The following is an 18896-nucleotide window of genomic DNA, read 5'->3' as shown; positions in this document are numbered from 1 at the left end:
AGAAAGTCCCCCGATGAAAGACCACGTCGCCGCCGATCCCCTGCTTCAGCCCTACCAGCTCAAGCATCTGACCCTGAAGAACCGGGTGATGACCACAAGTCACGAACCGGCCTATCCCGAAGACGGGATGCCCAAGGCCAGGTATCGCGCCTATCATGAAGAGCGTGCCAAAGGCGGCGTGGCCCTGGCGATGACCGCAGGGTCCGCCGCGGTCAGCCGCGACAGCCCGCCGGTCTTCAACAACATTCTGGCCTATCGCGACGAGGTCGTACCGTGGATCCGCGAGTTGACCGATTCCTTGCACGAACACGGCTGTGCGGCCATGATTCAGCTGACTCATCTGGGCCGCCGCACGAACTGGAACAAAGGTGACTGGCTGCCGTCGATTTCGGCGGGCCCCGACCGCGAACCCGCGCACCGCGCCTTTCCCAAGATGATGGAGGACTGGGATATAGAGCGCGTGATCGAGGATTACGCGACCGCCGCCGAACGCATGCAGGCTGGCGGCATGGACGGGATCGAAATCCAGGCCTACGGGCACCTGATGGACCAGTTCTGGTCGCCACTGTCCAACAAGCTGACCGGTCCCTACGGCGCGGATACGCTGGAAAACCGGCTGCGCTTTACCACCGATGTGCTGGCCGCCGTGCGCAAACGGGTAGGCCCCGCATTTATCGTCGGCATTCGCTATACGGCGGACGAGGTGCAGGCGGGCGGCATCACGGTCGAAGAGGGTATCCAGATTTCCAAACTGCTGCGCGATACGGGCCAGGTCGATTTCCTCAACGTCATCAGGGGTCGCATTCATACCGACCCGGCCATGACTGATGTGATCCCGATTCAGGGGATGCCGTCGGCCCCGCATCTGGATTTCGCCGGCGAAGTCCGGCGCGCGACCGGCATGCCGACATTCCACGCCGCCAAAATCCAGGACGTCGCCACCGCACGTCATGCCATTGCTTCGGGCCTTCTGGACATGGTCGGCATGACCCGCGCGCACATGGCCGACCCCCATGTGGTTCGCAAGATTGTGGAGGGCCGCGAACATGACATCCGCCCCTGCGTCGGGGCGAACTATTGTCTGGACCGTATCTATCAGGGCGGCGAGGCGCTGTGCATCCACAATGCCGCGACGGGCCGGGAACTTTCGATGCCCCACGTCATCGAACCCGGCACCGCGCGCCGCAAGGTTGTCGTCGTTGGTGCCGGCCCCGCAGGGCTGGAAGCGGCGCGCGTCGCAAGCGCGCGCGGTCACGAGGTCGTGGTATTCGAGGCAGGCAGTCGCGCCGGTGGCCAGGTTCTCCTGACGGCCCGTTCAAAGCGGCGGGCCGAGATGATGCAGATCATCGACTGGCGTGTCGCCCAGTGCGAGGCCGCCGGTGCCACGCTGCGATACAACCTCTATGCCGAAGCCTCGGACGTGCTGGACGAAAAGCCTGACGTCGTCGTCATCGCGACCGGCGGCATGGCGAACACAACCCTGTACGAAGCAGATGCACCGGAACACGTCATATCTGCTTGGGACATTCTGTCGGGTGACATAAAACCGTCAGGATCGGTTCTGATCTACGACGAAGCCGGTGACCACACAGGGCTGCAGGCCGCCGAGATGGCCGTAAACGCCGGATGCACCGTCGAAATCATGACCCCCGACCGCACCTTCGCACCCGAAGTCATGGCCATGAACCTCGTCCCCTATATGCGTAACCTGCAACGGGACGACGTGACATTCACCGTCACCAAACGTCTGCGCGGAATAGAGCAGGTCGGCAATCGGCTGCGCGCGCGCATCGGGACCGATTATTCCGACAAGGTGGGGCATTGCGATTACGACCACGTCGTCGTGAATTACGGCACCACGCCGCTCGATGAGCTTTATCACGAGTTGCGGCCTGCCTCGTCGAATGGCGGTGCGGTCGATCAGGCCGATTTGCTGAATGTGCGGCCACAGACGGTCGTCCGCAACACACAGGGCACGTTTCAGCTGTTCCGTATCGGTGACGCAGTTTCCGCCCGAAACACCCACGCAGCAATCTACGACGCGTTACGGCTGATGGTCGCGGTTTAGTTTCCGCAGCAGGACGCGGACAGTCATGCGACGTGCAGCGCCGGTGTCCGCAACCGGGATGGCGTTCGACAATACCAGCCGCCCGCATAAGGATCTTGGCCATCGGCCACCTGCCATGGTGTAATCAATGCAATTCGAAGCCTGACAGTCCGATCATCAGGAGCAGAGAAGCGCATGAGAAACGCCAGATGCTGTCCCCGGCTTGAGGAACATCTCATGCCGGGGCAATTCGCGGATTACGCCCCATCTCGACCAAAGGGTGCAACGCTTATGTCACCGAAGACGAATTCTACATGCAGTTCAACGACATCTTCGATCAGATCAACGCCTATGCTGCCGGCGCGCCGATACACATGGTCAATCCGTCGATTTAGAACTGAACAATCGCGCCGCGAGCGGCGCGCCAAGAATAACCACGAAAATCCGCAAGACGTGATGTGCGATCACAAAAGCCATGTCTGCCCCGACAATGAGCGCCAGAACCGTCATTTCCGCCTGACCGCCGGGCGCAAAGCCCAGTAGCGTTTCCATGGGCGGTGCCAGGTCCATCAAATAAATCACCTCGGCGAAGATCACTGTCAGCACCAGAAGGATCACACACAAACCAATGGCTGCGGTAACATCGCGGCGCACTTCTGGCATCGTCACGCCAACATATTTAGTTCCGACAGTCATCCCGATGTAAAACTGGGCCATCCAGATTGCTTCGGCAGGCGGACGGTGCTGCAAAATACCCAGCAGAGATAGGATTGCGGCAATGATCAGGGGGCCGAGAATGGACGCCCCGAACATGCCCACGGCCTTGGCACCGCGCCAACCGACCAGGCCGCAAAGAACCATCAGCAAAAGCTGGGATGGAGCGATCGACGCCGCAGGCGCGCCCGGCGGGTTGGACAAGTCAGCATCCCAGACACCCTGCAAGATGAAGGGCAGCGCCACGACAATCACCATGACCCGCGTGGCATGGATCAGCGACAGCGAACGCACGTCACCGCCGGCTTCTTCTCCAAAGGCCAACATGTCCTGCAAGCCCCCCGGCATCGCCGAATAATAGCTGGTCGCAAAGTCAAACCCCCAGATTTTCTGGAAGTAAGGCACGCCAATAAAACCAATGCTGGCGATCATCAGGGGAATCATGAGCAACGTCGGCCACATTGCGACCATCGAACCGAGCAAGGCGACCGTAAAGGTCGCGCCGACCGCGACCCCGAGGATGGATCGCATTGCATCATTCACCAGCTTGTTACCCTTGAGCGGCACCCCCGCCAGAGCGGCAAACAGGCAGGCAAAGATCGGCCCGAGCAGCCATGGCAACGGCAGGTTCAACAGCTGGAAAACCGCAATACCCATACCCGCCACTGCATAGGTCAGGGCAAGACGTTTCATCCCCGCATGACCGACAAGCGGTGTCGCAGCGACGTTTGCAAATGCGCCTCGGCTGACGCACCTGCCGCCTCTGCATCCCCATTGCGGATTGCATCGATGATGTCCTGATGCTGGCGGCACACGACCGTGATCCGCGCCTCATCGGCCAGCGTTGTCGGGCCCAACAACATCAGGGCGTTGTTCAATGCGCGCGCGGATTCCAAAAGAAACCGGTTGCGCGTGGCGAGGTAGATGCAGCGATGAAACTGTTGGTTGATCGACGCCGCCCGGGCAGGATCAGCCACGGCATTGGCAATTGCCTCGTTCAATTCTTCCAACTCGTCAATTTCGGCGGCTATCGCATGTTTCGCGGCCATTTCGGCTGCCGTGCGTTCCAGAACCATTCGCATTTCATACAGTTCGACCACCTCGGTATGGTTGAGCGCGCGCACGACCGCTCCGAGGCGCGGGCGATGTTCAACAATACCGTCAGATTCGAGCTTGCGCAGGGCTTCACGGACCGGCGTACGCGACAACGTCAATCGTGTTGCGACATCCTCTTCACGCAGACGGTCACCAGGCTGAAAAACACCGCCGCGGATCGCCTCGAGCAGGGTCGCATAGGCCACCTCGCCTTGGGACATTTCGGATTTGTCGGGTGTCCGCATATGCAGGCTTTCGAAATTGTATCCGCTTGGATGCAATGTAGTGGTAGCCAAGGCAGCGCACCATGTCAAAGAAGAAAACCATCGTCGTCGGATCAGGAAACACCACCCTTTGCCTCGGGATCGCCGCATTGGAACAGGGCGCAGACGTTTTGATGCTGGAGAAGGCGGATGAGGCGCTGGCGGGCGGCAACACAGAATACACCGCAGGCGCAATGCGGTTTCCATATGATGGTGGCGACGACCTCATCCCGTTGTTGCGCAACGCGGTTGCCCCCCGATTGCCCAACACCGATTTCGGGAGCTACACGCAGACCAAAATGACCGAAGACCCACTCGGGATTAGCGAGGGTCGCCCCCTGTCGCCCGAACAGACGATCCTGGTCACCAAGGGGCTTGAGACGATGCAATGGCTGTCAGGCCATCACGTCACCTGAGAGCCGATATGCAGCCGCCAGAATTTTGGAAAAGACGGCAAGTAGATGTTTTGCGGTGGCCTGACACTGGTAGGCGAAACTGAAGGTGTGGGTCTGTGGGACATGGAAATGACCGCTTTGCAAGACCTCGGGGGCCGCGTGCGCTATGGCAGTGGGGTGACCGGTTTGATTACAGAAGATGATGTTATCAGCGGCGTCATGGTCGGCGAGGAGGCTGTCCGCACCGATGCCGTGATCCTTGCCTGCGGCGGGTTCGAGCCAAACGACGACATCCCCGCAAAAGCTGTGCCTGGACGTGGCCTTTATTTCCGCCCGACAATGACCTCTTTCTTACCGTGCTGTGTTTTGCCGGCAAAGCACGGCAGATAGGTCAGGTTCGCGCGACAAAACGCCTTGCGCTGCAAGTGCCTCGCACACACCGGCAGATCAGGATGCGCCGGAACATGGCGTAAAAACACAACGCCCTGCTAAAGCCACGCCGACATAGACCGCGACCCGCGGTGGCCGTCGTCTCATCCGTTCACAAGCCCACCATCGACAATCAGGTTCTGACCCGTCACCGCACGTGACCACGGACTTGCAAAGAACAAGACCGCATCCGCAACCTCGGCCGGTGTCGTCACCGATCCCAAAGCCGTGCTTTGCGCAATCAAGTCAAAAACCGCCTCCGGTGTTGCAGAACTCGCATCTGTCTGACGCAACAAACCACCTGAAACCATGTTCACCGTGATGCCAAATCCCCCCAGCTCGCGCCCGAAACTGCGCGTCAGACCCAACAACGAACCCTTTGACATGATATACGCGTGATAGGGCACCACCGGGTTCTGAAAGAGGTTTGTTCCGATCGTGACGATCCGACCAAAGCCCGCGGTTTTCATTGCAGGGATTGTTGCCTGAACCACATGCAGCGCACCCAGGACGGCGGTGTCATGCTGTGCCATGATGTGCGCCGGTCCAAGCGTGGTCAGATCCTCCCGCGCATCGCCGTTAAAGCTGAAATCGGCCAGCGCGTTGTGCACGACTGTCGTGACCGGGCCAAAGCGGGTAGTGCCAATATCGACCATCCGGGCGACTGCATCAGCGTCTGTCACATCGGCCTGCAACGCGACGGTTCGCTCGCCCAGCCGGTCTGCCAATGCCTCGGCAGCCGTCCGGCTGTTGCGATAGTTGATGATGACCTGTGCGCCTTCGCGGGCAAAGGCAGTGGCGATCGCGGCCCCCAGGCCGCGTCCTGCGCCGGTCACGAGAACGGTTTGTGCGTTGATGGCTGTGGTCATGTCAGTCTTTCCAGAGGGCGTGAAAATGATGCACAGGACCGTGGCCTTGACCGACACACAGGGTGTCCGCCGCCGAAATGGCACCAGTGACATAGCATTTTGCAGCACGTGCCGCGTCGTGGATCGTGGCACCTTTGGCCAGATGTGCGGCCAGCGCGGATGACAGGGTGCATCCGGTCCCGTGCGTATTGCGGCCGGGCGTTCGCGCCGCGTCCAGCCAGTGGGCATCATGCATGTCGTGCAGTACGTCGGGGCTGTCTGATCCATCCAGATGGCCACCCTTGACCAATGCGGCGCGTGGGCCAAGGTCGACCAGTGCGGCCGCCTGCTTTGCCATGCCGCGGCGATCTGTTGCCTGCGGCAGGTCCAATAATCTGCCAGCCTCGGCCAGGTTCGGCGTCACCACGGTTGCCAGCGGCAGCAGGGTGGTCTTGACGGCGGCAATAGCATCCTCGTCCAGCAAGGTGGCACCGCCCTTGGCGACCATGACCGGGTCCAGGACGATGGGCACGCCGGGGTGGCGGGACAGAACTTCTGCCACGGCGGACGCGATATCGGCGGTCGCGATCATCCCGATCTTGACCGCATCGACCCTTATGTCGTCGAACACGGCTGCAATCTGCGCCTGAACGAACGCCGGCGGCACAGTTTCGACGCCGCTGACACCGCGTGTGTTCTGCGCGGTCAGCGCGGTCAGAGCGGCCATGCCATAGGTTCCGTTCGCCGCAAAGGTTTTCAGATCGGCCTGTATTCCCGCTCCACCCGACGGGTCAGACCCTGCAATGCTCAGGACGTTGTGGATCATGTCTTTTCTCCTGTGGTGGGGGTCATGGCGCGCATCAGTGTGCGGGCCGCAGTTTCCGGGTCAGGCTGGCCGCAAATGGCCGAAACGACGGCAATACCGTCGCAGCCTGCGGCCAGAACCGCCCCGGCGTGCGCGTGCTTCAGGCCGCCGATCGCCACGCAGGGCGGGTCGGTCAGACCTGCAAGCGTGGCTAGTCCGTCCAGACCGATACTGGGTTTGTGGTCGTCCTTGGTTGCCGTGGGAAACACCGTTCCAAGGCCGAGGTAATCGACGGTTGCCATATCAGCGGCACGCACATCCTGCGGGCTTTCGCATGACAGCCCGATGATCGCCTCTGGGCCCAGACGGGCCCGTGCCGTGGCGGCCTGCGCGTCACCCTGACCCAGATGCACACCGTCCACCCCGGCCGCGACAGCCGCATCCAGATCATCGTTGATGATCAGCGGTACACCTGAACCTGCAAGCGCGGATTTCACCGCGCGGGCTGCGTCGATGCGCGCATGGGTGGTGGCTGACTTGTCGCGCAGCTGCACGCAGGTGACGCCACCCTGCACCGCTGCGGTGACGGTTTCGATCAGCCCCATCCGCGCGCACAGCAGCGGATCAGTCACGAGATAGAGGCGCAATTGCGCGCGGATCAAAGCCATGTCAGCCGCGCCGCGTCCAGATCGGCAGGTTGCAGGGCATGCAACTGGTCCAGGAACCGTACCTGGAAATGACCCGGTCCCGGGCAGTCCGCACCTGCACGCGCGCCCGCCACGGCAAAATGGGACAGGGCAGCGACCGTCGCGTCAAAGGCGGGCGCAACCGCAGCATAGGCCCCGATGACGGCGGTCAGTGAACACCCCATCGCGGTCACCTTGGGCATCAGGTCGGACCCGCCATGCACCGTCACTTTGCGCGTGCCATCGGTGACGAAATCCACCGGGCCAGTGACGGCCACGACGCAGTTGCGCTGGCTTGCCATGCGGATGGCAACATCCTGCGCCTGTGCCACATCATCACCACTGTCCGCACCCTTGCCCGACGCGGCCTGTCCTGACAGCGAGATGATTTCTGACGCGTTGCCGCGGATGATGTCCGGCTGCTGCGCCAGCAGATCCTGGGTCGCACTGGCCCGGTAGGGGGTGATGAAATGCGCGACCGGGTCCAGAACCCAGGGCACGCCGTGCGATTTCGCAGCTGCGGCGGCCGCCAGCATGCCCGTGACCCATTGTGGCGACAGGGTGCCGATATTGATGGTCAATGCCCCTGCGAGGGGCGTGAAATCAGCGACTTCTTCGGGGGCGTGCAGCATGGCAGGGGACGCACCCGCGGCCAGCGTCGCATTTGCGGCGATGTTCATTGCGACATAGTTGGTGATGCAATGCACCAGCGGCACGCGGTCTCGCATGGTCCGACAGGCAGCACTTGGTTTCATTCGGTCTCTCCGTCTGCGGACGGAAAAAGAGACGGGCCGAACCCGGTGGTTCGGTCACGACCTCCCTCCGCCAGCATTATCTGGTTCAGGTTCAAAGGGTGCATCTCAGCCTTGCGGCGCCCCTGGCGTGTCCGGACGGTTGCGCAGTTCGATCCACATGTCAACGCAATGCCGCGCCGCGTTGCGGGGGCGCGTCAGAATATCGCTGATGGCGGTCTTGGATGCGTCGGGCGCGTCAGTCAGCCGGTCAGAACCATTGCCCCGGTTCCATCAATCCCAGTTCCAGCAGTTGCTGGGAATGCCATTTGAACGGGGCGGAGTTGTGCCAGCGAAAGGTCTGGATATGCGGGGCCGACCCCGGATTGCGGACCAACGCCTTGGCCGTGCGGAACGATACCACCGTGGCGGTCAGACTGTTGTGCCAGGGGCAGGCATAGGTATTGTATTCAGGTTCGTTCGTGGTGTGATCGTCCCGCAGGGCCAAACCCTTTTTCGCCATGAACAGCGATGTGCGGTCGATCCGGCGGCGCGGTTTGGGCACATGTTCTTCGAACCGCCAGCGCAGGCCACCGTAAAAATCGTATTGGCGGTCTATGTCGTTGTTCCACGCATCCTGTCGCGCCAGCGCATAGTAACCGGACCGGTCCAGATGCGCATTGTCCATGCTGACGGCATCGGGGTGCGCGGTCAGATCGTCGGCGTAGATATCCACGACAAAGGTCAGGATCGTGTGGCGGCGTTCCTCCAGCGAAAAGGCGATCATCTCGCCGACGCTGCGTGTCTCGCAAAACGGGAAAAACAGGTATTCCGCGTTGTAGCAGTAGAAAATCCATGCCCCGTCCGCGATGCCGATCACCGCATTGACGATGGTTTCGAGCGCCCCCTTGGCGAGGACGTCCATGTGCACGCGCGTTACCTTGTCGGCCACATCGTCGGCCACCACGATATCGGGCATGCCGAAAGCCACGACCTTGCGAAACCCACATTCAAGATGGTGGCGCAGCGTGCTGTCGACTTCGGTGTCGTCCTCCAGCAGGATCAGCGCGATCGGTCCCTTGCCAAGGCGGCCCTTGCTGGCGGTCAGAAAGGCGGACAGGCTGTCGTAAATCATGGCTGGCATCACGGTCTTTTGGGACTGGTCGCAGACTCGGTGAATTTGCACCGCATTGCAAGACACAGCAGCAGGCGTTAGGGATCGTGCGCCCCGACCCCTGCAAGCGAGTGAACCCGATGTCCGCGCCCCGCAAGCTATTTGTGAAAACCTACGGCTGTCAGATGAACGTCTATGACAGCGAGCGCATGGCCGAACAGCTGGGCGGGCAGGGTTATGTCACGACCGATACCCCCGAAGATGCGGACATGATCCTGCTGAACACCTGCCACATCCGCGAAAAGGCGGCAGAAAAGGTATATTCCGAACTTGGCCGTCTGCGGCCGCTCAAGGATGCGAACCCGGATCTGAAAATCGGCGTGGCAGGCTGCGTGGCACAGGCCGAGGGCGAGGAGATCATGCGCCGCGCACCCGTCGTGGATCTGGTCGTCGGCCCACAAAGCTATCATCGTCTGCCTGCGATGGACGATGCGGTCCGCAGCGGGCAGCGCGCGCTGGACACCGATTTTCCCGATGACGACAAATTCGACACGCTGAAATCGCGCGGCAAGGCGAAACGTGCGCCCTCTGCCTTTCTGACCGTTCAGGAAGGCTGTGACAAATTTTGCGCGTTCTGCGTGGTCCCCTATACGCGCGGCGCAGAGGTCAGCCGCCCCGCGTCACGTGTCATTCAGGAGGCCCGCGAACTGGTCGATGCCGGTGTGGCCGAACTGACGCTGCTGGGGCAGAACGTGAATGCATATCATGGTCATGACGGCGGTCTGGCGGGTCTGATCTGGGATTTGGCCGAAATCGACGGGCTGGAACGTATCCGTTTCACCACCAGCCATCCCAATGACATGGACGATGCCCTGATCGCCGCACATGGGGAGTGCGCCAAGCTGATGCCTTATCTGCACCTGCCGGTGCAGTCAGGATCGGACCGGATCCTCAAGGCAATGAACCGCAAGCACACGGCCGAAAGTTATGTCCGCCTGATCAAACGCATCCGCGCGGCGCGCCCCGACATCCTGCTGTCCGGTGATTTCATCGTCGGTTTCCCCGGCGAGACCGAAGAGGATTTCGAGGCGACGATGGAGCTGATCCGGACGGTGAATTACGGGCAGGCCTATTCGTTCAAATATTCTACCCGACCCGGCACGCCTGCGGCGGAAAAACCGCAACTGCCAGAGGATGTGATGAACGACCGCCTGCAACGGCTTCAGGCGTTGCTGACAGAACAGCAGCGGGCGATTCAGAATAGCATGGTTGGCCGCGAGGTTGGGGTCCTGTTCGAAAAGAAAGGCCGCATCGACGGTCAGTTGATCGGCAAATCGGACTATCTGCATGCGGTCTATGCCGACGCACCGCAGACCGCCATCGGTCAGGTCCGCCGCGTCAGGATCGAAACCGCTGGTCCGAACTCTCTGGGTGGCGTGTTGGTCGACTGACGCCACCACCCAGCGTGAATCTGGTCAAATCGTCAAGAAATCCAACGATTGTTGCCGTTTGGGACACAATATGTGGAAAAAATGCTTGGCGAATTCACCATACTTGCTAGAATCGTGGCGATTGTGTGTTAAAGCTGTCTAGCCCTACATTTGGTTGTGGGTGGCGATTTTTGAGGGGATTCCGACGTGGCATTCAAATTTAACGAAATTCTGAAGGTCGGGATGGCCGCTGCATTGGCGGCGACCATGATCGGCAGCGGTGCTGCTGCCCAGCAGCGCGGCGAGATCTATCAGCCCACGATCTGGATCGACCCTGACGGGTGTGAGCACTGGGCCATGGATGACGGCGCAGAGGGTTACATGTCGCCACATCGCACCCGTGACGGGCGTCCGGTCTGCCACCGGTCTGAAATCTGCGGCGTGATCCCGACAGATACACTGTTTGCAACCGACCGCTGGCACATCACGGCACATGCTCGTGCGCAGCTCGAGCAATTCTTTCGCACGGCCAATGCATTCGGTTTCATGATCTACGGTCACACCGACAGCCGCGCCTCCGATGAATACAACATCCGCCTGTCCAACAACCGCGCCGGCGCGGTTGCATCAGTGGCACAAGGCCTGGGTGCACGCGTCGTCGACGTCAAGGGTTTCGGCGAGCGTCAGCCGCGCGCCACGAACGACACCCACGCTGGCATGCAGCAAAACCGCCGCGTCGAAATTTACTGCATCCGCTAAAGGGGAATGGACATGAAGAGCATCAAACTGATTGGCCTGATCCTCGCTGGTGCGGCGCTGACGGCCTGCGCCGACCTCGATCTGGCGGCGACACCCGGTGACAAGAGCGTCGACCGTGGCATCAACGCACACCATCTGTCGACACTGGTCGCCGGGATCTGGGTCGACCCCAACGGGTGTGACCATTGGATCATCGACGACGGTGTCGAAGGCTACCTGTCCGAACGTATGACCCCCGATGGTCGCCCGGTCTGTTCCGGTGTCGCGCCACCGTCCACGGCTGTTGGCCCGTTCAAGTCGGGGTCGCCGATCCCGGACCCGGTTCGCGCAAGCAACTTCCGCTAGTGACCAAAAAGGCCGCAGATCGCATCTGCGGCCTTTTTTCTTTGCGTCAATTGCGCTCGTTTGCATCTCGTGACTTGAACTTGTCACACGCGGCGGCCACCATCACAGGACACGCTTGAACACCGGAGGCTTGATTGCCCGATAGCACCCTGACCGCAGCACCAGACGCCCCGCTGGAATTTCCCGACAACTTTCTGCTGATCGACCTGTGTGGCGAATACGACAGCAATCTCGCCGCAATCGAAAGCACGTTGGGCGTGCAGATTCTGCGCCGTGGCAACCAGCTCGAGGTGATGGGCGACGAGGATGCGCGTCAGAACGCGCGCAAGGTGCTGATCGGTCTCTATGAACGGCTCGAGTCGGGTCGCAGTCTGGAACCGGGTGATGTGACCAGCGCGATGCGCCTGGGCGTCGATTCCGGTCCGCCCGAACCCGGCGACCAAAAGGAAATGTTCAAAGGGACGCCAGCGGACCGCGTGGAAATCAAGACGCGCAAGAAACTGGTCGAACCCCGCACCGAGGCGCAAAAGGCCTACGTGCGGTCATTGTTCGAAAACGAACTGTCGTTCGGAATCGGTCCTGCGGGCACGGGCAAGACCTACCTGGCCGTGGCTGTTGCGGTGAACCATTTCATCAGCGGCAACGTGGACAAGATCATCCTGTCACGCCCCGCCGTCGAGGCGGGCGAAAAACTCGGCTATCTGCCCGGCGACATGAAGGACAAGGTCGATCCCTACATGCAGCCTCTCTACGACGCGTTGAACGACTTTTTCCCGGCCAAGCAGGTCGCCAAGCTGATCGAGGAAAAGCGGATCGAAATCGCGCCGCTGGCCTTTATGCGCGGGCGCACGCTGGCCCGTGCAGCTGTGGTTCTGGACGAGGCGCAGAACGCCACGTCGATGCAGATGAAAATGTTCCTGACCCGGCTGGGCGAGGGGTCGCGCATGACCATCACCGGTGACCGCACCCAGATCGACCTGCCGCGCGGCGTCAGTTCGGGTCTGTGGGACGCGGAACGCCTGCTGAAAAACATCCCCAAGATCAGCTTTAACTACTTTACCTCCAAGGACGTGGTCCGTCACCCGCTGGTTGCCGCCATCATCGAGGCCTACGAGGCCGAGGACGCTGCAAAAGGGTGATGCCGTGACGATCGACCTCAATATCGAGGACCCGCGCTGGGATGCGCTGGATCTTGCCACGCTGGCAGAGGCGGCATCGGATGCGGCCCTTGCCGAACTGGGGCTTGATCCTGCGCAGTGGGACATCAGCCTGCTGGGGTGTGATGATGCCCGTATCGCGGCCCTGAACGCCGATTTCCGGGGCAAACCTGCGCCCACCAACGTGCTGTCCTGGCCATCGGATGAACGCGCCGCAGGGATCGACGGCGAAATGCCGCTGCCGCCCGACCCGGTGGACCCCGAGCTGGGCGACATCGCCATCGCCTATGATACCTGCGCCCGCGAGGCCGAGGCGGCAGGCAAAGCCATCACTTCGCATGCCACACACCTGCTGGTTCATGCCACGCTGCATTTGCTGGGGTTCGACCACGAACGCGACGCGGATGCGGACTTGATGGAAGGTCTCGAGTCGCAGATACTTGTATCCATGGGTCACGCAGACCCATATAGCGACGACGCGATGGGGCGGGATCAGGCAGAGGGCCAATGAACGACAACGATGACAGGTCAGGCAGTCATGCCGACCGCGATGACCAGAGCGACGACGCCAGTCGCGGATTTTTTGCGCGCCTGTTCGAGGCTCTCAGCCCGAACGATGACACCAGCGACCTGACCCCGGAAACCCTGCGGGCCACCGGGGCTGCGGCACCGATGCTGGGGATGCTTAATCTGCGCAGGCTCAAGGTCGAGGATGTCGCCGTGCCCAAGGCCGACATCAAGGCCACGCCCGTCACCACGTCCAAGGACGAACTGGTCGAGGTGTTCCGTCAAAGTGGCTTGACGCGTCTGCCCGTGTTCGACGGCACGCTGGATACACCGATGGGGTTTGTGAACCTCAAGGATTTCGCCCTGCAATACGGTTTCAATGGCGAAGCGTCCGCATTCGATCTGCGGGCCTTGCTGCGTCCGCTTCTGTATGTGCCGCCGTCGATGCATCTGGGCATCCTGCTTGCGAAAATGCAGACCGAACGCATTCACATGGCGCTGGTGATCGACGAATACGGGGGCACGGATGGTCTGGTGACGATCGAGGACCTGATCGAACAGGTTGTCGGTGCGATCGAGGACGAACACGACGTCGACGAGGTCGAAAGCTGGACCGAAGAGGCACCGGGTGTCTACCTCGTGCAGGCGAAAACCGGGCTCGAGGAATTCGAAGCCGAAATCGGCATGAACCTGACCGAACACGAAGAGATCGACGAAGAGGAAATCGACAGCCTTGGCGGTCTGGTTTTCATGCTGACCGGCCATGTCCCCGTGCGCGGTGAGGTCATCCAGCACCCTGACGGCCCCGAATTCGAGGTGGTCGACGCCGATCCGCGCCGCATCAAGCGCCTGCGTGTGCGGATGCCCAAGGCCTGATCCGAAATGACCCGCGCGCGCCTTTGGTCCGTTCACGGGCTGTTGCGGTTCGGGGCGCTGGCGGGGCTGGGTGTTTTCACCGCGCTGACCCATGCGCCGTTCGATCTGTGGCCCGCCGCGCTGATCGGTTGGGCCGCGATCCTCTGGGTGCTGGCGCAAGCCCCGACACTGCGACTTGCGCTGACAGCCGTGCTGGCCGTGGGGCTGGGCTATTTCGGGTTCACGCTGCGCTGGTTGATCGAACCGTTTCTGGTGGATGCGGCGACCTGGGGCTGGGCTGCACCGTTCGGCGTCAGCCTGATGGCCCTGCGTGAGACGCTCTTCTGGGTGGCGGGCGTGGCCGTCGCGCGCTGGGTCGGGGCAGGGCGTCTGCCCGCGCTGGTGTTTTGCCTCACCCTGGCAGAGGCGCTGCGCGGCTATCTGTTCACCGGTTTTCCCTGGGGCTTGATCGGTCACGCGCTGATCCCGACGCCGATTGCACAAGTGGCGGCGCTGGGCGGGCCGCATTTGCTGACCTTGGTCATCCTGACCGTTGCAGCGGGTCTTGTCTACGTGGTCCAGCGCGACTGGTGGGGGTCCGTGCCGCTGATCGTTGCGGCCTGCGCATGGCCGCTGCTGGCACCGGGCCCCGCACCTGCAACGGACGGTCCGCTGGTGCGCATCGTTCAGCCCAATGCGCCGCAGGACGAAAAGTGGGATCCTACAAGCAACGCCGTCTTCTTTGACCGGATGATGGCTGCGACCCGCGCGGACCCGGTGCCGGACCTGATCGTCTGGCCGGAGACCGCGATCCCCGTCCGGCTGGATTTCGCATGGCCCGAGCTGGAAATCATGTCAGAGGCCGCACGCGGCGCGCCATTGATCACGGGCATCAACCGGGTGCAGGACGATCAGTATTACAACAGCCTGATCGTGCTGGGGCGCGGTGCGCAGGTCATGGATATCTACGACAAATCCCATCTCGTGCCCTTTGGTGAATATGTCCCGTTTGGGGATCTGCTCAAATCCATGGGGGTGCGTGGGCTGGCACCATCCGATGGTGGCGGCTTTGCCAAGGGGTTGCCGCGCCAATCCCTGATCGATCTGCCCGGCATAGGCCCGGCCCGCGCTCTGATCTGCTACGAGGGCATATTTGCCGAAGAGGTCGCCGTTCCCGGTGCGCGGCCCCGCCTGCTGGTGATGATCACCAACGACGCCTGGTTTGGCCGTGCGGCGGGACCGCAACAGCATCTTGCACAGGCGCGTCTGCGGGCGATCGAACAGGGCCTGCCGATGGTGAGGTCGGCCAACACGGGCATCAGCGCGATGATTGACGCGCAGGGTAGGGTGCTTGCGTCGCTGCCGCTGGGCGAGGCCGGGCATATCGACGCCCCCTTGCCGCCAGCAGATCCCGTCACGGTCTATGCACGCGCCGGTGACTGGCCTGCGCTGCTGTTGGTCCTGCTGGGTCTCGCGGTCACACTTATCACAACACCGCGCCGCCATAATCTTGACGCTTGACCCCCTTAGGGCCAGCGCATAGGCCGCATCCATTCACCATTCCAACGGCTTCCTGACGGGGTGGGATCAACATACCGGAGCACTTTCATGGCACGCCAAGACTACATTTTCACCTCGGAATCCGTTTCTGAGGGTCACCCTGACAAGGTCTGCGACCGCATTTCCGATGCCGTCCTCGACGCCTTTCTCGCCGAAGAACCAGAGGCGCGCGTTGCCTGTGAAACCTTTGCCACGACCAACCGCGTCGTTATCGGCGGCGAGGTCGGCCTGTCCGACAAATCGCGCCTGGCGACATTCAAGGACAGCGTGCCCGAGATCGCCCGCGCCTGCATCAAGGACATCGGCTACGAGCAGGACAAGTTCCACCATGAAACGGTGGAAATCACGAACCTGCTGCACAACCAGTCCGCGCATATCGCCCAAGGCGTCGACAGCGCCGAAGGCAAGGACGAGGGTGCAGGCGACCAGGGCATCATGTTCGGCTACGCCTGCACCGAAACGCCCGACCTGATGCCGGCACCGATCCAGTATGCCCATGCGATCCTGCGCCGTCTGGCCGAGGTGCGCAAATCCGGTGCCGAACCGCTGCTGCGCCCCGACGCCAAGAGCCAGATCAGCCTGCGCTACGCAAACGGCAAACCCGTCGAGGTCACGCAGATCGTGCTGTCCACCCAGCACGAGTCCGAGGCGCAGAGCCAGGCCGACATCCGCGCCATCGTGGAACCCTATATCCGCGAAACGCTGCCCGACGGTTTCATCACCGACAAGACAGAATGGTGGGTGAACCCCACCGGCACATTCGTCATCGGCGGGCCCGACGGCGATGCGGGCCTGACGGGGCGCAAGATCATCGTGGACACCTACGGCGGTGCGGCCCCCCACGGCGGCGGCGCGTTTTCCGGCAAGGACCCGACCAAGGTTGACCGCTCGGCCGCCTATGCCGCGCGCTATCTGGCGAAAAACATCGTGGCCGCCGGCATGGCGTCGCGCTGCACCCTGCAGTTGTCCTATGCCATCGGTATCGCGAAACCGCTGTCGATCTACGTCGATCTGCACGGCACGGGCGAGGTCGACGAGGCTGCGATCGAACGGATCATCCCGCAGGTGATGGACCTGACCCCGCAGGGGATTCGCACGCATCTGGGCCTGAACCGTGCGATCTATGCCCGCACGGCGGCCTACGGCCATTTCGGCCGCGCGCCGCAGGACGATGGCGGCTTCAGCTGGGAACGCGCCGATCTGGCCGAGGCGCTGAAGCGCGCGGTGTAATCCGGTTCAATTTCGACGAAAGGGGCGGGCCTGTGGCCCGCCCTTTTTGTTGGCAGTCAAAGGGTCCCGACCGTGGTCCGATGCCGGGCAACCCTGACACCCGACGGTCAAGAGCGGCGGAAAATGGGCCGCAAGGGAGTCCGTTCCAGATCCGCACTTAGCTGGGTGAATACGGCAGCGACGCATGGTGCAGCACGATCTTTGGCGCGCCGCTTGCCATCAGCGCGTCGCCGAACGTGTATGCGACCTTCGCCTCTGACCCGTCGGTCGTGGTAAAGAAATAATTGCCCATCGCTATGGAGGTATCGCCGCTGATGATCGTGCCTTCTTTTTCCCTGCGGACATCGGTGTAGAGCGCAGTCGCGAAACCACCGTCCTCGGCGGCAGGTGTCGGTTAGAAAAGCGCCTCACCTTCTTTGTAGGCGTAGAACGTATCGATATGATCCGCTGTCGCGGCCTGATAGTCGCCGCCGTCGGCGTGGATCTGGCCGATGTTCACGATGCCTTGGCCCCATGCCGTCTGGGCGGCGATGATTTGTTCGCGCGTCAAACCGGACAGGTCAGCGGCAAAAACGACGCCGTTGGAGGCGGCAAACGCAATGACCGTTGTTGCTGCAAGCGTCCTGGAATGTGTCTTGTCAGTCTTCCTTTGCGTGTTTGGTCGGGGTGGTGACTGGGTTAGGCGCAGCTATTTTCATGCTACCAACTGAACGATTTCCGGTTTTCGATAGCCTGAGGGAATGAATGCGGGCGGATGTCATGCGACCGCCGTCGAGGCAGCTCGGATGCTGCGTGTCGGTCGCCGATCACGGCGCATTCGGCACCGCCGCAGAGGCGCTTGCCGTCCGTCAGCCCAGCCTGCCCACATAGCTGAGCACCAAGGAATAGAGCTGGGTATCCGCCTTTTTGAACGCACCTCGCGGCGCGTGGCGCTGACACCGACCAGCCATATCATGCGGCGCGGAACATCCGGCGCCAAAGAGAGCCAAAGCGGTTCGTTGCGCACAGACTGAACCTTTGCCGCCGGTACTTCTGGCATTCCGCGGCAACTTGCCGCTCAAAACACATCCTTTCGTCATGCGACTTTACCCAGCGTCGCCCTACATTCCAGACATCACGTCACCGCAGGGAGAAAACCATGAAGACCATCGCAATAACTGCTGCCGCCGCCATGATCGCCGGGGCCGCACAGGCCGAGATCGTGGGTGAGTATCACAGCTACGACATCGACGGCGTCACCTTTGAAGGCTACGTCGCGACCAACACCGATCTGGAAACGCCGCGCGGCACCGTGCTGATCGTCCACGACTGGGACGGCATGACCGACTACGAGGAACGCCGCGCCGACATGCTGGCCGCACAGGGCTACACCGCCTTTGCCATCGACGTTTACGGGGCCGATACCGATCCGCAGGGGTTCGAGGAATACCGCGCCCTGTCCGGTGCCATGTATGCCGACCGCGACACGTTCCGCGCGCGCCTGCTGGGGGCCATCGCCGAGGTGCCCAACATCACCGGCGGGACCGAAAACATAGTGATGATGGGCTACTGCTTTGGCGGCGCCGCAGCACTGGAGGCCGCACGCGCAGGTGCCGACATCGACGGGTTCGTCAGTTTTCACGGCGGGCTGGGCCTGCCAGAGGGGCAGGATTACAGCAACGTGCAGGCACCCGTGATGCTGTTTCACGGATCGGCCGACCCGGTGTCCGGCATGGATGAACTGGCCGCCCTGCTGACCAACCTGAACGAGGCTGGCGTGACACATGGCGCACAGGTCTTTGGTGGTGCGCTGCACAGCTTTACCGTGTTCGGATCGGACGACTATGACCTGACTGCGGATCAGGGTTCATGGGAAGGGCTGCGCGCCTTTCTGTCCGAACAGCTGTAAACTTGCGCCGGGGGGTGTCATCGGTCTAAAGGACCGGC

20 protein-coding genes and 2 riboswitches are annotated in these 18896 nt (G+C 61.9%); of the genes, 12 read left to right on the top strand and 8 right to left on the bottom strand.

The features are described 5' to 3' along the window. Positions 1 to 13 precede the first annotated feature (13 nt). Positions 14 to 2068: an NADH:flavin oxidoreductase gene (locus tag BMX27_RS07205; protein ID WP_090159171.1), complete on the top strand. Its 2055-nt coding sequence runs from the start codon at positions 14 to 16 to the stop codon at positions 2066 to 2068. A gap of 357 nt (positions 2069 to 2425) precedes the next feature. Here the strand turns inward: BMX27_RS07205 and BMX27_RS07200 are convergent, their stop codons facing one another. Together BMX27_RS07200 and BMX27_RS07195 are read right to left on the bottom strand one after the other, a co-directional pair. Further along, complete coding sequence (locus BMX27_RS07200) at positions 2426 to 3454, bottom strand: AbrB family transcriptional regulator (protein WP_090159170.1); 1029 nt, start codon at positions 3452 to 3454, stop codon at positions 2426 to 2428. Further along, the gene (locus tag BMX27_RS07195; protein WP_090159169.1) at positions 3451 to 4101 is read right to left on the bottom strand and encodes a GntR family transcriptional regulator; all 651 of its coding nucleotides are present in this window, start codon (positions 4099 to 4101) and stop codon (positions 3451 to 3453) included. The genes BMX27_RS07200 and BMX27_RS07195 overlap by 4 nt, the downstream gene beginning before the upstream one ends. A gap of 62 nt (positions 4102 to 4163) precedes the next feature. On the opposite strand from BMX27_RS07195, the gene BMX27_RS07190 reads away from it, so the two are divergent. Continuing rightward, positions 4164 to 4535, top strand: coding sequence for a hypothetical protein (locus BMX27_RS07190; RefSeq protein WP_090159168.1), 372 nt, complete (start codon positions 4164 to 4166; stop codon positions 4533 to 4535). 102 nt (positions 4536 to 4637) lie between these two features. Next, positions 4638 to 4904 carry a hypothetical protein gene (locus BMX27_RS07185; protein ID WP_143056795.1) on the top strand — a complete coding sequence of 89 codons (267 nt, stop codon included), beginning with the start codon at positions 4638 to 4640 and terminating at the stop codon, positions 4902 to 4904. Positions 4905 to 5047: 143 nt separating this feature from the next. On the opposite strand, the gene BMX27_RS07180 is transcribed toward BMX27_RS07185, so the two are convergent. The 5 genes from BMX27_RS07180 to BMX27_RS07160 form a co-directional block, all read right to left on the bottom strand. Next, a complete protein-coding gene (locus tag BMX27_RS07180) occupies positions 5048 to 5812 on the bottom strand; it encodes a 3-oxoacyl-ACP reductase (protein ID WP_090159166.1) in 765 nt (254 codons plus the stop codon). Between the two features lies 1 nt (position 5813). Next, a complete protein-coding gene (gene thiD / locus BMX27_RS07175; protein WP_090159165.1) occupies positions 5814 to 6617 on the bottom strand; it encodes a bifunctional hydroxymethylpyrimidine kinase/phosphomethylpyrimidine kinase in 804 nt (267 codons plus the stop codon). Next, entirely contained in the window at positions 6614 to 7264 is a 651-nt protein-coding gene (thiE, locus tag BMX27_RS07170; RefSeq protein WP_090159164.1) for a thiamine phosphate synthase, read from the bottom strand. Before thiE ends, thiD begins: the two co-directional genes overlap by 4 nt. Further along, a complete protein-coding gene (gene thiM / locus BMX27_RS07165; RefSeq protein WP_090159163.1) occupies positions 7255 to 8037 on the bottom strand; it encodes a hydroxyethylthiazole kinase in 783 nt (260 codons plus the stop codon). Before thiM ends, thiE begins: the two co-directional genes overlap by 10 nt. Before the next feature lie 44 nt (positions 8038 to 8081). Beyond that, positions 8082 to 8171, bottom strand: a riboswitch (TPP riboswitch). A gap of 113 nt (positions 8172 to 8284) precedes the next feature. After that, positions 8285 to 9148, bottom strand: coding sequence for a hypothetical protein (locus BMX27_RS07160; RefSeq protein ID WP_090159229.1), 864 nt, complete (start codon positions 9146 to 9148; stop codon positions 8285 to 8287). A 119-nt stretch (positions 9149 to 9267) separates the two neighbouring features. On the opposite strand from BMX27_RS07160, the gene miaB reads away from it, so the two are divergent. From miaB to metK, 8 genes are all read left to right on the top strand, one after another. Continuing rightward, positions 9268 to 10578, top strand: a complete 1311-nt coding sequence (miaB, locus tag BMX27_RS07155) for a tRNA (N6-isopentenyl adenosine(37)-C2)-methylthiotransferase MiaB (protein WP_090159162.1) — start codon at positions 9268 to 9270, stop codon at positions 10576 to 10578. A 222-nt stretch (positions 10579 to 10800) separates the two neighbouring features. After that, positions 10801 to 11316, top strand: a complete 516-nt coding sequence (locus BMX27_RS07150) for an OmpA family protein (protein ID WP_090159228.1) — start codon at positions 10801 to 10803, stop codon at positions 11314 to 11316. 12 nt (positions 11317 to 11328) lie between these two features. Continuing rightward, on the top strand, positions 11329 to 11661 hold the full coding sequence (locus tag BMX27_RS07145) for a hypothetical protein (protein WP_090159161.1): 333 nt from the start codon (positions 11329 to 11331) through the stop codon (positions 11659 to 11661). A gap of 134 nt (positions 11662 to 11795) precedes the next feature. Next, complete coding sequence (locus BMX27_RS07140; RefSeq protein ID WP_090159160.1) at positions 11796 to 12800, top strand: PhoH family protein; 1005 nt, start codon at positions 11796 to 11798, stop codon at positions 12798 to 12800. A gap of 4 nt (positions 12801 to 12804) precedes the next feature. Next, positions 12805 to 13329: an rRNA maturation RNase YbeY gene (ybeY, locus tag BMX27_RS07135; protein ID WP_090159159.1), complete on the top strand. Its 525-nt coding sequence runs from the start codon at positions 12805 to 12807 to the stop codon at positions 13327 to 13329. Then, positions 13326 to 14201 carry a transporter associated domain-containing protein gene (locus tag BMX27_RS07130; RefSeq protein ID WP_090159158.1) on the top strand — a complete coding sequence of 292 codons (876 nt, stop codon included), beginning with the start codon at positions 13326 to 13328 and terminating at the stop codon, positions 14199 to 14201. The genes ybeY and BMX27_RS07130 overlap by 4 nt, the downstream gene beginning before the upstream one ends. Before the next feature lie 6 nt (positions 14202 to 14207). Then, positions 14208 to 15701, top strand: a complete 1494-nt coding sequence (gene lnt / locus BMX27_RS07125) for an apolipoprotein N-acyltransferase (protein WP_090159157.1) — start codon at positions 14208 to 14210, stop codon at positions 15699 to 15701. Between the two features lie 33 nt (positions 15702 to 15734). Next, positions 15735 to 15783: riboswitch (SAM-SAH riboswitch) on the top strand. A 5-nt stretch (positions 15784 to 15788) separates the two neighbouring features. After that, complete coding sequence (gene metK / locus BMX27_RS07120) at positions 15789 to 16970, top strand: methionine adenosyltransferase (RefSeq protein ID WP_090159156.1); 1182 nt, start codon at positions 15789 to 15791, stop codon at positions 16968 to 16970. Positions 16971 to 17364: 394 nt separating this feature from the next. On the opposite strand, the gene BMX27_RS16955 is transcribed toward metK, so the two are convergent. Further along, a complete protein-coding gene (locus BMX27_RS16955; protein WP_218144649.1) occupies positions 17365 to 17520 on the bottom strand; it encodes a hypothetical protein in 156 nt (51 codons plus the stop codon). Positions 17521 to 18108: 588 nt separating this feature from the next. Here BMX27_RS16955 and BMX27_RS07110 point away from each other — a divergent pair. Beyond that, positions 18109 to 18858 carry a dienelactone hydrolase family protein gene (locus tag BMX27_RS07110; protein ID WP_090159155.1) on the top strand — a complete coding sequence of 250 codons (750 nt, stop codon included), beginning with the start codon at positions 18109 to 18111 and terminating at the stop codon, positions 18856 to 18858. Positions 18859 to 18896: the final 38 nt, after the last annotated feature.

This window comes from Loktanella sp. DSM 29012 (assembly GCF_900110705.1).
Classification (GTDB): domain Bacteria; phylum Pseudomonadota; class Alphaproteobacteria; order Rhodobacterales; family Rhodobacteraceae; genus Loktanella; species Loktanella gaetbuli.
This window is presented reverse-complemented; position numbering and strand designations above follow the sequence as displayed.

Bases quoted from the DNA above. Each gene is read 5' to 3' on its own strand.
- BMX27_RS07200 (WP_090159170.1), bottom strand. From the start codon at position 3,454: ATGAAACGTCTTGCCCTGACCTATGCAGTGGCGGGTATGGGTATTGCG.
- BMX27_RS07205 (WP_090159171.1), top strand. From the start codon at position 14: ATGAAAGACCACGTCGCCGCCGATCCCCTGCTTCAGCCCTACCAGCTC.
- metK (WP_090159156.1), top strand. From the start codon at position 15,789: ATGGCACGCCAAGACTACATTTTCACCTCGGAATCCGTTTCTGAGGGT.
- BMX27_RS07195 (WP_090159169.1), bottom strand. From the start codon at position 4,101: ATGCGGACACCCGACAAATCCGAAATGTCCCAAGGCGAGGTGGCCTAT.
- BMX27_RS07150 (WP_090159228.1), top strand. From the start codon at position 10,801: ATGGCCGCTGCATTGGCGGCGACCATGATCGGCAGCGGTGCTGCTGCC.
- BMX27_RS07185 (WP_143056795.1), top strand. From the start codon at position 4,638: ATGGAAATGACCGCTTTGCAAGACCTCGGGGGCCGCGTGCGCTATGGC.
- BMX27_RS07110 (WP_090159155.1), top strand. From the start codon at position 18,109: ATGAAGACCATCGCAATAACTGCTGCCGCCGCCATGATCGCCGGGGCC.
- BMX27_RS07180 (WP_090159166.1), bottom strand. From the start codon at position 5,812: ATGACCACAGCCATCAACGCACAAACCGTTCTCGTGACCGGCGCAGGA.
- thiD (WP_090159165.1), bottom strand. From the start codon at position 6,617: ATGATCCACAACGTCCTGAGCATTGCAGGGTCTGACCCGTCGGGTGGA.
- BMX27_RS07130 (WP_090159158.1), top strand. From the start codon at position 13,326: ATGAACGACAACGATGACAGGTCAGGCAGTCATGCCGACCGCGATGAC.
- BMX27_RS07160 (WP_090159229.1), bottom strand. From the start codon at position 9,148: ATGATTTACGACAGCCTGTCCGCCTTTCTGACCGCCAGCAAGGGCCGC.
- miaB (WP_090159162.1), top strand. From the start codon at position 9,268: ATGTCCGCGCCCCGCAAGCTATTTGTGAAAACCTACGGCTGTCAGATG.
- lnt (WP_090159157.1), top strand. From the start codon at position 14,208: ATGACCCGCGCGCGCCTTTGGTCCGTTCACGGGCTGTTGCGGTTCGGG.
- BMX27_RS07145 (WP_090159161.1), top strand. From the start codon at position 11,329: ATGAAGAGCATCAAACTGATTGGCCTGATCCTCGCTGGTGCGGCGCTG.
- thiM (WP_090159163.1), bottom strand. From the start codon at position 8,037: ATGAAACCAAGTGCTGCCTGTCGGACCATGCGAGACCGCGTGCCGCTG.
- BMX27_RS07190 (WP_090159168.1), top strand. From the start codon at position 4,164: ATGTCAAAGAAGAAAACCATCGTCGTCGGATCAGGAAACACCACCCTT.
- thiE (WP_090159164.1), bottom strand. From the start codon at position 7,264: ATGGCTTTGATCCGCGCGCAATTGCGCCTCTATCTCGTGACTGATCCG.